Here is a 15312-nt window from a genome sequence, read left to right on the forward strand (position 1 = left end):
GAAATGGAGTTTCAATTGGTATGTATAGGATTCAATTTAATGAAATACCATAATAAAAAGAATCGACAAAAATCAAAATCTTAAAGTTTTCCACCATAGAAGTGTTTTTCTTATACCCTTTTTAAAGCACAATGAGTAGGTTTTATCTTATATGAGGCAAATGCATGAAAAAAGAGGTCGTAACCTCATAGGCAATTATCTGAATTTTCAAATGTGTCTATTTCGTTACAGCCTCTTTTTTTGTTATAAAGTATCGTTTGTATCGCAGTGTATCTCTTCTAATAAATAAAACAAACGGAATTTATCCTTTGGGGATAATTCAATGTTAACATTGTACAAGTAATGCTGTAAGACATCTCCATCCTTTAATATCTCGCTGATTTCTCCACCATCTCTTAACATCTTGTCTGAATGTTGGAAAATGGCATTGGTTAGAATTTGTATTTCACTTTCTGTGAAAATAGCCAATTCTTCTAAAATCTGTTTCGATAGGATAGCACTTCGTTTGGCATGACCTACATGTGGATGATTTTCTGCATAGCGAGCAATATCATGTAACATTCCCGCAATACAAGCCAATTCTACATTTGCATGTCTTCGTATTGCAAGCATTGCACAACTTTGAGAAACCCCATACGTATGAATATAGGCAAACTTTTTCGTTGATTCATCTTGTATACTGGCGATATATTGATCGACAATTCCGCGAATAATTTCTAAGCGATCCATGGCTGATCCCCCCTTTCCTATATTCTAACACCATGTGAATGAATTGTATAGGCGACAAGAAAGTGATTCATAAATGAATCATTGAAAAGATTTGCATCTTCCAACATGAGTGGATTTCTTGCTCCCTCATTAATCCATTATGATTATGAATAGCCTTCTTCGTATGCTCACACATACAAAGTGGTTCGCTGTTTTCCTCATAATGGACTTTTTTGATCATTATGTAATTTCATCCATATCACAATGTAACTATCTTCTAGTAATCATCATCATAATATGGTTACATCATAATCTTCTTATGTTACTGTGTCTTTATATCCCATACCTCTTCGCGCAATTACATAACTTGCACTCATATGGATACTCATCCCCTTTGCTTTCCTATATTTTTCTTTTCCTATTTGACTAGTGTTTCTTGGATCAACACAAATGACTTCTATTCCTCCTCTATAAAATCTTCTTATGATATATTCTTTGATTTGCGCATATGCAAATGTTGATAACATTGCATTATACTTCTTCTTTTTATAAAGTTGTTCCATCTTCTTTTGTTCAAAATCTAACTCTTCTATGATGATTGGTTTTCGTCTTGCTTTTACATCATCAAAACATTTCTTGATACTTTGTTGTAAAATTGCCTTTCTTTGATTGCTTGTCTTTTTACTTAAATCAAAGCGATATATTTTTGTGTTTACGACATTTCCCTTATCATCTGTTTCACATACCGCCATATGATCAATATTCAAATCAATCCCAATGGTTCCATAACAGGTTTGTTTCACAAGCTTTTTTTCAACAAGTTCTACGATTGCTTTGATAATAAAATATTCTCCATAATCTCTTATTTCATAAGCTATCGCTTTTCCTGGTGTATTATGTTTCATCTTCACTGCTCGAACGAGTTCTTCTTTATCGTAATGAAACTCGATCGGTAATACGATGTCCTTTTGTATACTTCTATATACTAAGGTATTTTCATCAATATGATATTTAAAGATATTATTCCCATACTTTCCTTGACGTCTACCGGGGTATCACCATACGGTTCATTCGTGCTTGTTGAAACTCTTTTTTCCATTCTTCATGTTGCTTGCACATTGCGAATTGTTTTTTCATTCTTTTTCTACCACCAAAACATACTTGTTTTACGCGCTTTTTTAGACCTTTAAGATGAAATCGTTCTCTATGAAGTCGAAAACAAAGCATGGATTTCTGATGCATAAGGCTTTTCAAATTTGCCTTCTCTTCGATTTCCATGAGATAGTCTAACTCTGTTGTTTTATGTTGTTTACTTATTTCTATATATACACTTAAATGTTCTTGTATAAGATTTATCTTAGTTGTGATTTTCTTCATTTTCTTCTCTACACGTTGAATCCTTTTTAATGAGGATAATTGTTGTCGTTTATTACATTCAATCGTTGACTTCAAAATACCTCTTGCCTCATTTATAGCAGAAAGAGGAAGATAATCACTGGTATGATATTGTTGTTTTAAATCTTTGCACATGTTTTGTGGTTTTGGTGCATTATAAAAGTAGATATCATATAACATACGATAAGCTTTATGAAGCATTGACGCATACGTTTCAATGTCCTGTCGAACACATTCTCTAACGTTTTTTTCAAGTTCTTGATAGTAGAACCTTTGTGACATCGTCACTGTTTTCATGAGCACCATCCTTGTCTTTTTCATAGTATAACATAGTACAAATAAGATGCAATTCTATATATGATATATTTTGATGCGCTCCTTAAAATATACCTTGTTCCTCCTATATTTTCGTAAAATAAATAATGGAATCTAACAACTATCTAGCTTTCTATTTCATAATGCAGATTTTTAAAAATTTTGTAGTTTGTCTACAAATAGAACTTTCCTATTAAAAAAAGGTTCAGCATTGCTGAACCTTCTTCGGCTTATGATGGAATTAAGCTACAGTTACGTTAGAAGCTTGCTGTCCACGATCGCTATCTACGATATCGAAGTTAACTGCTTGTCCTTCTTCTAAAGTTTTGAAACCATCGATGTTGATGCTTGAATAGTGTACGAATACATCTTTTCCTTCATCAGTAGTGATGAATCCAAATCCTTTTTCTGCATTAAACCATTTTACTTTACCTGTACTCATTTTTAGTACCTCCTTAAACATGTTGAATAAGAAGCACTCAAGTGTATAAAAGAATCACAAACTGAATCATTGTACATTGAGCCACATAAATACAATTTCAATCTGTGAAATCATAGTTATTGCTTTTTATTACTTTTAAACCATACCATGTAACCAAACTATTGTCAATCAAAATCGCTGGAAAGTCTGTGTTTTTTATTTTCTTTTGAAAGCAGTTTCAGATTCCTATGTTTTGGGGTATAATAGAACTAATAAAACAAGTGTATAAACTGGAGGGATATATATGTTGATAAAGGATGAAGCCTTGCGTGAAGCAATTGCAAGAACCCTACAAATGAAACCTGAAGATATTACGATAGCGGATATGGAAAAGCTCACCATGTTATCCGCGAGATCCATGGGAATTATCTCTTTGAAGGGACTACAGCATGCGGTGAATTTGAATTATTTAGATCTTTGTGGGAATGCCATCGAAGACTTAGATCCTATTAAGGATTTAAGAGAGATTGAATATTTGAACCTGTCTAAAAATATGCTGCGTGATATTCAGGCATTAAGAGAATTTCGACAACTACAACGTTTGGATATATCACGTAATAATTTGTATACGATGGATGTTAGCGCCCTTGCGGCAATGATCAATTTAAAGGAATTGAATTTAGAACGTAGTAAAGTGGATAATTTATCGTATTTGGAAAATGTGAAGAAATTAGAGAAACTACATGTAGGGATTGAAAATGGACCATTTCCATTAAGTATTCTTGGAATGTTAGGAAATTTAAAAGAAGTTCACATGAACAAGATGTGGTTGTACGATATAAGTGATCTTACGTATTTAAAATATATTGAAGTTCTAGATTTATCTACAAATCTATTCTCTGATTTATCACCACTTCAATATATGAAGAAAACACTACGATCTTTAAATTTAACCAATAACCAATACTTAACTGACCTTAGCATCTTAAAAGAATTTGAGAATTTAGAAGTATTAGAAATATCATTTGATAATATTAAGGACTATAGCTTTTTGAAGTATTTGAAAAACTTAAAAGAACTGCGTGCTACACAAAGTGGGTTATGTGATTTACGAGTATTGGAATCTTCTACGAAGTTGGAGAAGCTGGATGTTTCTGAGAATCGTTTGATTCATACAGAGGTACTTCAAAATATGAAAAATTTACGTTACTTTAAAGCAAGTAGTTGTTATTTGAAGGATATTGATTTTTTGAACAATGCGAAGAAGCTAGTAGAAATCAATGTGTATAACAATCACATTACCGATATCGATGAATTAAATGGTTGCGTGGATATGACAACATTAGATGTAGGGGATAATGATATTAAAGATATTACTTGTATGCAGGGAATGAAGAATTTAGAATGTGTTGGTTTATCACACAATGATATTCGAGACATTACACCTTTAAAAGATCTTGTGAAGTTGAGTAGTATTGATCTCTATGATAATGTGATTACGGATGTATCTCCATTAAAGGGTTTAATCAATCTTACATCTCTTCGTTTGGATCATAACGGTGTTATGGATTTAAGCCCTCTAGAGAGCTGTCAGTACTTAAGTTCTATTACCTTGAAGGCGAATTACGTAAGTGATGTAACACCTCTTACAAAGCTTAAAAACCTTTATGAATTGAGACTGGATGATAATCCTATTGAAGATATTACACCACTTGAAAATATGGAGTATTACGATAAGTTTTCATTCTAAGCGGCAATGCCGCTTTTTTCTTTTTGCAGGTAAAATTTGTAATATTAATTCTGTTAGGAGATTCTTGACACAGAATTTTTACCATAGTAAACTTGAACTGATAGATAAGTTTTTCATAATTGATACATGCTGGATGCATATTGGGAGATTCATATGAAGAAGATATTATATTTTGGGGCATTATTTACAATCGTATTATCCTTTCTTTTATACTTTTATAGTTTTAGTACTTCAGACGTGAGTAATTTAATAGCTAGTGTTAGTAATGTAGATAACAGTGGATGGACATTGAGTGAAAGAGTAGATGGTGAAAATAAACCAGTAGATGAAGGAGATGCGGCTTTCAGTGATAATACCATTCTTATGGAGCGTATCGTTCCAGAGGTATGGGGTGCATACGATCGAATCGTAGTAGACAGTGGAAGAGCGATATCCATTTATATAGACAATAGACTTGTCTTTAAAAATCACGACGCAAATACTTCAATTTCTGATGAATTGCCACTTATGAAAAAACCTGAAGGTGAACTTACTTTAATCGATGTTTCATTTGATCCCTCTTGGGTTGGAAAGAAAATGGAAGTTTTGACAAGAAGGTTTGATAATGTTTCAATCAATAGTATCGAATTCGTTCTTGAAAGTGACACTGTACTATTGTATCAACAAGAGGTATGGACAAATAGAAACGCTATACCAGGAGCTATGTTTGGTGTGATAACCCTCTTACTCGTTGCGTTATTTTTCTATCGTTTAGTAACCACAGGCAAAGGGTTTCCTATTTTATTATTGGCATTTGCTTCTTTACTTCAAATGTTCTCCTATATGAGTATATTACATGAAAATCCATTTCCTATGCTCAATGTTACCATAGCAAATGCACTCTACTTTTTATTTCCATTATTGTATTTACAAACGAAATTTACTTCACCGAAGATTAAGAAGCGGTTCTTCTGGATAACAAGTATTGTATGGGGAATCTATTTTGCAATATTTTACACGGTATATGAATTGCATGTTTTCATTACTCCTTGGTTTGATAGGGTAGAAGCGTTATGTTTTATCAATCTTGCGGTTATGTTGTATTACTGTTACAAAGAGTATAAAAAGAATGTATTTATTAAGCATTATGTATCTTTGCTAGGCTTATTTTCCATCGGGTATCTCTTATTATTCATGATTACTGGCATTGTTGATCAAAATCTTAATGAATATATGTCCATCATATTTATAGAAGCGTCTCGTTTCTATTTTAGGCCATTCATTTTCTGGGTTTTCACAACCATCTTGATAGCATTGTTTATCTTAGCTGCTTGGGATGCACTCAGAGATCAAATACAAAAAGAGAAATTATTGGAGCAAGCAGAAAATGAAAAAGTCCTACTTGATCTTCAAGTAGAAGGCGCAAAGAATCAACTACAATCACTACGTTCTAGTCAAGAACAAACAGTGATTTATCGCCATGATATGAGACATCATTTCACCCTTCTTCAAGAATATGCAAAAGAGAATGATATGGAAAAAATCAAAGCTTATTTAGCAATGAGCAAGAAAGATATCGATGCGTTAACACCGAAACGTTTCTGTAGTAATGAGACGGTGAACATATTATTGGCTGCTTTTGATGAAAAAGCAAAAAATATGAATATAGTATTGGATATAAATGCCAAAGTGGCAGAATCTCTTGCGATTGGAGATCATGAACTTTGTACATTGTTATCCAATGCAATTGAAAATGCAATGCAAGCTGTAGAACATATAGAAGATGAAAGTAAAAGAGTCGTAGAAGTACAACTTCAAATGCATGAGACTGCCCTTTTGATCTCTGTTAAAAATGCATATGAAGGAGAATTGATTGAAGATGGTGTTTCTTTTATGTCAAGGCATAAAGAAGAAGGCCATGGATTAGGTGTTAAAAGTATCCTATCCATCGTGGAAAAATATGGAGGAATGTACTCTATAGATACGGATGGTGGAGAATTTGTATTACGTTTAGTAATCCCATTAGATATGTAAAAAGAGGCAATTTTTGCCTCTTTTGTTTGTTAAAGGATTGTCTTTAATTCATCTAATGTTTCTTTGAAGAAGGTAAAGGCATCATCATAAACCCCATCTTCTCTAGGATCTACACCTGCATGTATCAATTCATCAATAGGTGCTTCACTACCACCTTTGCTTAAGAATTTTAAATAGTCTTTTGTATCTCCAGCTAATATCTTTTTCACAAAGCTTAATGCTACAGACATACCTAATGTATATTTATATACGTAGAAGTTGTAATAGAAATGAGGGATGTAATAGCAACCATAACGTTGCAATTCATCCACTTCCACACTATCTCCAAAATAATCAACATTTAAGTCATAATATATTTGTGTAAGTGTTTGAGAAGAAACTGCTTCTTCATGTTCAATCATTTCATGTAACTTGCATTCAAATTTCGCATACATAGGTTGACGATATAGTGTACCAACTAATTGCGTTAATAGATTGTTGAGTAACGTTGCTTTGTAATCTTTATCATCACTTGTAGCCAACAAATATTTATTTAATAATATTTCATTTACAGTCGAAGCGACTTCAGCTACAAAGATTTTGTATCCACTTAATAATGGACGGTTCGCACGACGTGAAAAATAGGAATGCATAGAATGTCCTAATTCGTGTGCTAAGGTACTTAAGGATTCATAATCTTCGTTAAAGTTTGCCAAAATAAACGGCTTGGAATCATGACTTCCTCCAGAATACGCACCACCAATCTTTCCAGTACAAGGAAGGAAATCAATCCAACGCTCTTCTCTTGCTTTATGAAGTAAAGAGATATATTCTTCGCCAAGAGGCGCAAGTGCTTTAGTAAGGATTTCAAAGCTTTCATCGATGGAATATGATTTTTCTACATTCTTTACTAACGGAAGGTAGATGTCATATGGGTGTTGTTCTTCAAGGTTTAATACTTGTTTACGAAAAGCAAAGTATTCATGAAGTGGTTTTTTATGTTTCACATTTGCCATATCTAATACTTTATAGAATAAGGTAGTATCTGCACCATCTCCAAATAAACTTGCTTCTAATGCACTTCCATAATGGCGAATGCGAGCTTCAAAGGCTTGTGCCTTTGCATTTCCAGTTAGTAAATTCATGAATGTATTTTGGTAACGTTTATATTCTCCAAAGTAGTTTTCGAAAGCTTGTTTACGTATGGAGGCATCTTTGTTTGTTAAGAATTGAAAGTATGTTCCATCATTTAAGAACTCTTCTTTTCCATTCACAACAACACTAGGATACTCTAAACGTAAGCTATCATAGGTTTCTCCAGGGATACGTTGTAGTTCGCTTACTTGTGCAAGCATAGCTTCTTTTTCATCGTCTAAACGATGCGGAATAGTACGGAATATTTCTTGCATAGGATAGATGAAATCTTTACAGTCCTCATCTTTTAAGAAGGCTTCGATTTCTTCTTTATGTGCAATGATTTCCAAAGATACAAAGTTCGTAGCTACAATGGTCTTTTGGTACAACATAGCAGCTTTTGATAAGTTTTCTTGTCCTTGTTCACTAGATGGTTCTACATCCGTCATCATTTTTGCATAAGAATATAAATTATCTAAATAACGAGAGAAAGTTTCGTCATCTTCCATAAATGCTATAAAGGTTTCTTTACTATCAGCAATATGTGTTTTATAAGACTTCAACTTAGTAAGAAGCTGTTGGGCTTCTTCATATTGTTCGTCAAAAGCGTTTTGATCTTTAAACAAACTGGTTAAATCCCATGTTAATTCTGTTTCTATTTCATTTCTGTTCATGTTATCACCTCGTATATAGTATTGTATAGGAAATGAAAAGAAATCACAAGTTATTCGTGATTTCTTTCTTCTTCTTGAATTGGCTGTTGTTGAACTTCTTTTGGATGGATTCTTTTATGTGTTTTCTTATGTTTTTTTCGATACCAAAAGTAAAGAATACCTCCAATAATGAGGGTGATACCAATCGCAATCGGTAGTATAATGTAGCTCATAATATAATTTTTACCATTGTGCGCAATTGTGTTCACTTCGCTGAAATCTTGATCTTGGGATACACTATCCACATTTTGATATACTAACGCAAAACTTCCTAACTTATCACTTGTAAATAAAATTCTAGATGCACTTTGTGAGGAAGGAAGCTGGTAGACATCTTCACCATCGATATAATAGACACGATAACTTCGATTATCTTCATCTTTTTTAGGTTTCTTTAGGGAATATACCATTTCAGATTTAGGTTTTAAGGAAGAGAAGTCATCCGTTCCATCAATGGTGAACATAGACGCAACTTCCATTTGATTTGCATTTGCAATTTTCTTTACGAGTTCTTCTTGTTCATCCTTGATACCTTCATCTAGTTCGATCTTAATCGTTTTAGGCATAATCTTATGTAAGAAACTTTGTTCTCCTTGCAAAGCAAGCGCAAGACCAGATGTTTGTAAATCAAAGAGATCATCTTGAATAATAACACTGTAACGTGGTGATAAATTTTCTTGTAATATACGATCAATTACACGAATTTGATCACGTGTTAAAATTGATGTTTTTACTTTTACAATATCTTCACGAAAACGTATAAGTTCATCCATTGCCTCTTGTGTAAGTCCTGTTTTCCCACTATAGGTCTTTATAATATAGGCTGCACGTTCCAGTAATACTTGTTTTTGTTCATCATTGGATTTTGTAACTTCAATTTCATAATGGGTGATATTTCCACCAACTTGAACTTGAATATTTTGTTTTCCTTCACGCGCATTATCAAATCCACTTACCATATCCGTAGTCAAATCAAATTCTTTGTTTTTTCCATCTTCGAAATCAATACGAACCTTACCACCTTTTATGTTCAATGTATCTCCAACATTATAAGTAACGGCAGGTTTTTCAATTAATTGCATATTCTTTACTTTTTTATAGGTTGCTTTATATGTAAGGTTGTTCGTTGCTGGTTCTAAGGCGATATCCCAACCATCGAATAAATAGCCTGTCTTAACAGGATCACCTATAACAGGTGTCATTCCATTTTCAATTTGCATGGTAAGTATCGAACTATCTGGATAGAATGTTCCATCTACTGCATCAAAGGTAAGGGTCACATAGTTTTTAGCATTGACTTTCTTTTGATTGCGTACAACATCAATATCAGATGCTTTCACAAACCCATAGCTATATTTGTATGGATAAGTTCCATCTTCTAAAACTTCTTTATTTTTGTTTAAGGCAACATCACTTTGTACACGATACCATGTACCACTCTTATTCTTAACTTTTTCTAATAAGATAAAGGAACCTTCGTATCCCTTTGGAATGGTATACAGAGTATCTGCTTTTTTCGCTGCTTTTGTATATACAGAAACTTCTTTTTGTTGGCTAATTCCAATCGCGTATTGATCGAGATCTTTAGAGCCTAATGCTGCATCGATTTGATAATAGTATTGTGCTGCTTTTTCACCCCAATAAGGATCGGAAGCATAGGATACGTTCATACCACCAGCTTTATTTCCAAAGTATCCTCCGTGGAACTGGAACGCTTGTGGGTTTAAGTAAGACTTTGAAATATAATGCAGAGCATGAGAGTATACGCTTGCGCCTACACTTGCATAGCGAGAAGCACTTTCTTCTGCACTGGAATCATAAGCTGCATGTCCAAATAAGTTATTCTTGTTGTAAGCGATATAGCTTCTTCCCATAGCACTTTCATTTAAGGATAAGGATAACATCATGAGCGCATTAGAACCGAATTGGTTCTGATATTGGAAAAATGCATCACTTCCTTGAAAGAGTAGGGATTGTGTCAAAATATCATGGATATAATTATCTTTGTCATAAAAATCAGTAATTGTCTGATTAAAACCCAAAGCATCTTTCAGATAGGATTCTAATTGTTTTGGGGTGTAAGAGGAAGAAGAACGATGATCCATATATTGATAATAATTATAGTATGGTTGTGATTCGTTCACCGCATTTTTATACGTATCGTTTCGATAATCCTGCATCATAGTTTTATAAGAAGTGTAAAAATAATGTGTATCATAACTATAATAGGTTGTTTCTTCTTTTAGATAGGAAGGGGCACTAGATAGGGATATAGAGTTTGCATATGTTTTGGATAAGGCACTAGATTTTAATCGATGATAAAGCACCTCATCTTTTACCACAAAAGAAGAAACACTAGGTATTTTTTCATAAGGGTAAATCGTAACATCAGCCGCATTTGCCCATCCAACGACACCAGAGATTTTAAATTTCACTTTGTTGGTTGCTACATTATATTCTAAGAAAGCTGCATCATTTCCATAACAGCCATTTAAATATCCGCTATCCCCACCGCTGTCTAAGGTATATTCTGTATTCACATCACAGCTTGCACTGCTATCGAAGGAAACTACACCTTGATCTACATAGAGGAAGGAATCGCCATAAGTAATTCCTAGATTGTTATATTTGGTATTGAGTAGCGTATGCGAAACTTTTGCTTCTGCATAGCTATCAAAAGTATTTACGATTTCATAATTTCCTTTTTTATCCACACTAACGATATGGAACTTTCCATCTGCACTTAAAGTGTCGCTTTTGGCAGTAAGCGTAGTAATGGATAAGAAGAACATAGCAAAGCATAATAAAGATGTAATTATTTTTTTCCTCATGATAGTACCTCCACGATGTATTTATTATAACGTACTTTGTAAAAAACATCATGTAATTTCAAGAACCTTTTGTATTTTGTAAGGAATTTTTACATCCTTGATTTTTTAGTTTTTAAGTGAGAGTGTTTGAATTGACATACGAGAAACAATCTTATACAATAGGAACGTACCCTGACACCCCAGGGGGGAGGTATTTATGAAAGATGAAAGAGCAAAAGCCTTAGCAAATTTAAAAACAGCAAAAGGTCAAATTGAAGGCATCATAAAGATGATTGAAGATGGACGATACTGTATTGATATATCCAATCAAATATCGGCTTCTACATCCTTATTGAAAAAGGCAAACTTGCATATATTAAATGGACATTTGAATTCTTGTGTGAAACGAGCGATAGTAGAAAAAGATGCTGATGAAAAAATGAAGGAAATTGAGGATATCTTAGCAATCCTAATGAAATAGAGGTAGAATATGAATAGAAAATATAACATAAAAGGAATGCATTGTGCAGCGTGTGCCGCAAGTGTAGAAAGAGTTTTAAAGAAGCTTCCCTTTATTGAGGAAGCTAGTGTCAACTTATTAAAAGAAGAAGTGCACATACAAACAACGAATGAGTATGATGAAAAACAGGCAATACAGGCTGTTGAAAAGGCTGGATTTCAAATGGAATGTGCAAGTGAAAGAAAGAGTCAAACGTTTCAAGTAGAGGGTATGATGTGTGCCTCATGTGCTTCTAGTATTGAACGCATCTTAAAGAAACGTGAAGAAGTTGTGGAGGCAAGTGTCAATCTTTTAGTGCATACTGTGAATATTACGTACGATGATTACCAGTTTGAAAACTGGAAACAAGCTCTAGATAAAGCAGGATTTACCTTGTTGGATCAAGAAGCCTTTGAAGATGTTCGTATATCCATTCAAGGAATGACGTGTGCCACTTGTGCCATCACTATTGAAAAAGCACTACAAAGCCTAGATGGAATTGAGCAAGCACAAGTAGATCCTCTCTTAAATCAAGCAAGTGTTCGCTATGATAAAAAACGAATCAAGCAACGCGAGATAGTAGAAGCGATAGAGCGAAGTGGTTATCATGGAGAAATCAAGCAAGAACAAAAAGAAGTAATCGAACGTAAAAGTTATGAATCTTTGCGTATTTATATAACCTTAGCAATTGCAGCTGTCTTATTGTATATAGGAATGTCGCATATGTTGGGAAGTATCGAACTTCCTTTGCCAGATATCATTCATTATAAGACGCATCCACTTAATTTTGCGGGAATTCAATTTGTTCTTGCGACGCTTATACTAATTTCGGGAAATCATTTCTTTGTACGTGGAATGAAGGCTCTGTTTCATAAAGCTCCCAACATGGACACTTTGGTTGCCTTGGGAACTGGAAGTGCTTATCTATATTCCTTGTATTCTTTGGTTATGATTTTACAAGGAGATGTACATGCTGTACATGCGTTATATTTTGAATCAGCTGGTGTTGTCGTTGCGCTGGTACAATTTGGAAAGCATTTAGAAGAACTTTCAAAGAAGAAAAGTACGAGTGCTATCTCGGCGTTGTTACAGTTACGTCCAAATACCGCAACGTTATATAGAGATGGAAAAGAAATTGAAATATCGATTGATGAAGTCGTTGTACATGATGTATTTGTTGTAAAACCTGGAGAACATATTCCTGTGGATGGAATTCTAGTAGAAGGAAGTTCAAATGTAGATGAAAGTATGTTAACAGGGGAAAGTATGCCAGTAAAAAAGAACGTTAATGATACGCTGATTCAAGGAACGATAAACATCGATGGAAGACTTCTTATGGAGTGTACAACAACGCAAGAAGAAACAACACTTTCTAAGATCATTGCCCTTGTAGAAGATGCACAGGCAAAGAAAGCACCAATTGCTCGTATTGCAGATCGTATTTCTTTATATTTTGTACCTACTGTTATGGGAATCGCCTTTCTTGCCTTTGTGGCATGGTATATCGCCACAAAAGACTTTGCATTCTCATTAAGTGTATTTGTAAGTGTTATGGTGATTGCCTGTCCATGCGCTTTGGGTCTTGCGACTCCAACTGCGATTATGGTGGGAAGTGGAAAAGCAGCGCAATCAGGTATCTTTATGAAAAGTGGAGAAGCTTTAGAAGTAGCGAGCAGTGTCGATGTAGTCGTATTTGATAAAACAGGAACGATTACCATTGGAAAACCAGTTGTAACAGATATCTTTACATTACGAAGTGAAGAAGAAGTTTTGCGTTATGCGGCTCTTCTAGAACAAGGAAGTAAACATCCATTAGCACAAGCAATTTTGCACAAGGTGGAAGAAGAAAATATTCAGTATTCACAAATAGAAGATATTCAAACTTTAAATGGAAGAGGTTTATTTGCTACTTATCAAGGAAAACAGCTTATGGTAGGAAGTCGTAGATATATGGAAGAAAACAATCTTGATACCAAGGCATTTGAAGAACATGAAATAGCCTATTTAAAAGATGGAAAAAGTGTTGTATGGGTAAGCTATGCTCAAGAAGTGATTGGTATCCTTGCGATTGCCGATCGTATAAAAGATAATGTTGCACAAGTTATGATACGCTTAAAACAAAGTGGAAAACAGGTGTATATGATTACAGGAGATCATAAGATTGCGGCGGAAGCGATTGCGAAACAAGCAGGAATTGATCAAGTTATTGCGCAGGTGTTACCAGATCAAAAGGGTGAAGAGATAAAAAAACTTCAAGCTTTAGGTCATAAAGTTGCGATGGTTGGAGATGGAATTAATGATGCGGTTGCGCTAAGTCAAAGTGAAGTAGGGATTGCGATTGGTAGTGGAAGTGATGTGGCAATCGAGAGTGCTGATATTGTATTGATGAAAGATGATGTTGCTGGTGTAGAAACTGCGATACGTTTATCAAAAGCAGTTATTCGTAACATTCATCAAAACCTATTTTGGGCATTTTTCTACAATATTTTAGGTATTCCTATTGCAGCGGGTATCCTGCATGTATTTGGAGGTCCATTATTATCTCCTGTATTTGCAGGAGCTGCCATGGCATTATCTTCTGTAAGTGTTGTATCCAATGCCCTTCGTTTAAAGAAATTTCGTTAAAAATGTACGAATTTAGATGAAAAATAAAACGAAGTATAGTACAATAAGAATGTTAGAAAAAAATGAGGTGCATTATGGATAGTTCAACTATTATCATCATTATTGTTGTTGTAGTTTCAACGGTTGTTTGTGCGTTAACATCCAAAATTATCAAGAATAAAATGATGAAACGACTTTTAGAAGATTTAAAGAAAGCAGATTTCGAAGATTATTTCAAAATGATTGATTCTACTGTTTGTAAATTTTACTTTCCAGCATTTAATCGTGAATACATGCGTATGAATGGTTTGGTTATGCAGGGAGAAAAAGAGAAAGTAGAAGAACAATTTGACTTGATGTTAAACATGCGTATGAATAAACAACAAGAAATTGATATCGTAATGAAATGTTTCTACTATTATCTTGAAGATGAGAACAAAAGAAAAGCAAAAACATTATTAGAAAGAATCCGTAAATTCGGAGAAGATTATTTTAAAGAAAGCCAAGTTATGTATGATGTATGTCTTGAGAAATCAGTTGCATATATTGATGAAATGGAAGAAGCTTTAAAAGATCCTGAATGCACTGGTCCAAATCGTGGAATGTTCTTGTATATGTTAGGTCTTCAATATGGTAATGGTGATCAGAAAAAGAAGATGAAAGAATATCTTAGAGAAGCGCAAGGGTTATTGAAAAATACGCCTTATGAACTTAAAATTAGAAGTATCTTAAAATAAAGGAATCCGCTCTTTCTTGTATAGGATAGAGCAGATTCTTTTTTTGTTTTATGATAGCATTTACCTAAGTGTTAGTATGCAGTATAATTACCATAATGAAAGATAGTGAGGGGCAAGTGTGAAACAACGAAGAGAGAAAAGAGTAACTTAAAAAGAACACAAGAGTGAACGATTTTAAAATAGGAAAATTAATAAATATTAGCTTGCAGGATTTGGTGTGATTGTATAGCCACC

The 15312-nt window shown here is 33.9% G+C and carries 11 protein-coding genes; 5 read left to right on the plus strand and 6 right to left on the minus strand.

From position 1 onward, the window contains the following. Nucleotides 1-243: 243 nt before the first annotated feature. The 4 genes from ACWG0P_RS15625 to ACWG0P_RS15640 form a co-directional block, all read right to left on the minus strand. Nucleotides 244-729, minus strand: coding sequence for an HD domain-containing protein (locus ACWG0P_RS15625; protein WP_455802504.1), 486 nt, complete (start codon nucleotides 727-729; stop codon nucleotides 244-246). 296 nt (nucleotides 730-1025) lie between these two features. Next, a complete protein-coding gene (locus tag ACWG0P_RS15630; RefSeq protein ID WP_455802505.1) occupies nucleotides 1026-1613 on the minus strand; it encodes an IS200/IS605 family accessory protein TnpB-related protein in 588 nt (195 codons plus the stop codon). 139 nt (nucleotides 1614-1752) lie between these two features. Then, nucleotides 1753-2400 carry a hypothetical protein gene (locus ACWG0P_RS15635; RefSeq protein ID WP_455802506.1) on the minus strand — a complete coding sequence of 216 codons (648 nt, stop codon included), beginning with the start codon at nucleotides 2398-2400 and terminating at the stop codon, nucleotides 1753-1755. Between the two features lie 259 nt (nucleotides 2401-2659). Further along, complete coding sequence (locus ACWG0P_RS15640; protein WP_455790355.1) at nucleotides 2660-2860, minus strand: cold-shock protein; 201 nt, start codon at nucleotides 2858-2860, stop codon at nucleotides 2660-2662. A gap of 283 nt (nucleotides 2861-3143) precedes the next feature. Here ACWG0P_RS15640 and ACWG0P_RS15645 point away from each other — a divergent pair, with 283 nt between their 5' ends. Continuing rightward, nucleotides 3144-4589, plus strand: coding sequence for a leucine-rich repeat domain-containing protein (locus ACWG0P_RS15645; RefSeq protein WP_455790353.1), 1446 nt, complete (start codon nucleotides 3144-3146; stop codon nucleotides 4587-4589). 153 nt (nucleotides 4590-4742) lie between these two features. Continuing rightward, nucleotides 4743-6602, plus strand: a complete 1860-nt coding sequence (locus ACWG0P_RS15650) for a sensor histidine kinase (protein WP_455802507.1) — start codon at nucleotides 4743-4745, stop codon at nucleotides 6600-6602. Between the two features lie 29 nt (nucleotides 6603-6631). Here the strand turns inward: ACWG0P_RS15650 and pepF are convergent, their stop codons facing one another. Further along, entirely contained in the window at nucleotides 6632-8389 is a 1758-nt protein-coding gene (gene pepF / locus ACWG0P_RS15655) for an oligoendopeptidase F (protein ID WP_455802508.1), read from the minus strand. 50 nt (nucleotides 8390-8439) lie between these two features. Next, the gene (locus tag ACWG0P_RS15660) at nucleotides 8440-11259 is read right to left on the minus strand and encodes a glucosaminidase domain-containing protein (RefSeq protein ID WP_455802509.1); all 2820 of its coding nucleotides are present in this window, start codon (nucleotides 11257-11259) and stop codon (nucleotides 8440-8442) included. A gap of 196 nt (nucleotides 11260-11455) precedes the next feature. Between ACWG0P_RS15660 and ACWG0P_RS15665 the strand changes: the two genes are divergently transcribed. From ACWG0P_RS15665 to ACWG0P_RS15675, 3 genes are all read left to right on the plus strand, one after another. Continuing rightward, a complete protein-coding gene (locus ACWG0P_RS15665) occupies nucleotides 11456-11719 on the plus strand; it encodes a metal-sensing transcriptional repressor (protein WP_455790348.1) in 264 nt (87 codons plus the stop codon). 9 nt (nucleotides 11720-11728) lie between these two features. Beyond that, nucleotides 11729-14362 carry a heavy metal translocating P-type ATPase gene (locus ACWG0P_RS15670; protein WP_455802510.1) on the plus strand — a complete coding sequence of 878 codons (2634 nt, stop codon included), beginning with the start codon at nucleotides 11729-11731 and terminating at the stop codon, nucleotides 14360-14362. A gap of 74 nt (nucleotides 14363-14436) precedes the next feature. Next, nucleotides 14437-15078, plus strand: a complete 642-nt coding sequence (locus ACWG0P_RS15675; protein WP_455790344.1) for a hypothetical protein — start codon at nucleotides 14437-14439, stop codon at nucleotides 15076-15078. Nucleotides 15079-15312 lie beyond the last annotated feature (234 nt).

The sequence above is a fragment of the Amedibacillus sp. YH-ame6 genome (genome assembly GCF_053848845.1).